This window comes from Xenorhabdus sp. TS4, from assembly GCF_014467265.1.
GTDB lineage: Bacteria > Pseudomonadota > Gammaproteobacteria > Enterobacterales > Enterobacteriaceae > Xenorhabdus > Xenorhabdus ehlersii.
Window position 1 is genome coordinate 1 of sequence record NZ_NKHQ01000070.1, and the last position, 566, is coordinate 566.

Annotated in this window: 1 protein-coding gene and 1 pseudogene; one reads left to right on the forward strand and one right to left on the reverse strand. The window is 41.2% G+C overall.

All coding sequences use genetic code 11. The annotated features are described in order from the left end of the window. Positions 1 to 103, reverse strand: a pseudogene (locus Xets_RS14175) (IS982 family transposase); the annotation flags it as partial. 125 nt (positions 104 to 228) lie between these two features. Here Xets_RS14175 and Xets_RS14180 point away from each other — a divergent pair. Further along, positions 229 to 456, forward strand: a complete 228-nt coding sequence (locus Xets_RS14180; protein WP_187651955.1) for a hypothetical protein — start codon at positions 229 to 231, stop codon at positions 454 to 456. The last annotated feature ends 110 nt before the right edge of the window (positions 457 to 566 follow it).

The following is a 566-nucleotide window of genomic DNA, read 5'->3' on the forward strand; positions in this document are numbered from 1 at the left end:
CTTTTAATTTAGTCAGATAACTGCACAGAGGAACCAAAACGGAAGGCGCGACACTGACGAAACGGGTATAACTGAGCAAGGTGGGGAAATCAGGGTGATTATACACAACTACCAACGGGTTGGATACGTGACCCTCCGTTAGTGTGACAGTGAAGATAACATTATCAATTTTGGTTGCTCTATAAGCGCCGGTTTTTTGTTTCGGATACCCTATACAGAGTAAAAGTAATGAAAACAAAACAAATCAAGGCAAGAATGAAAAGTCCCCACATTAAACCCGCTGCTGTTGTTGTATGCCCACTAGAGAAAAACCATAATACAATGGCTGCCCCGGCCATTTTTAGTGCTCCTTGTAAAGCACTGCCTGTTCCGGACAATTCTGGATATCCATGCAAACTTATCCCAAGTAATAATGGAGAAGACAGTCCACATCCTAGCCCTACCGCAAAACTATAAATAATGATAAATTCACGCGATGCTCGACTTTTATGGTGAGTTGAAATGACATAGCCGCTCCTTTATAACTTTAAGTTGACAAACAAAGAGAAATAAAGGAACAAAAGGCT

Bases quoted from the DNA above. Each gene is read 5' to 3' on its own strand.
- Xets_RS14180 (WP_187651955.1), top strand. From the start codon at position 229: ATGAAAACAAAACAAATCAAGGCAAGAATGAAAAGTCCCCACATTAAA.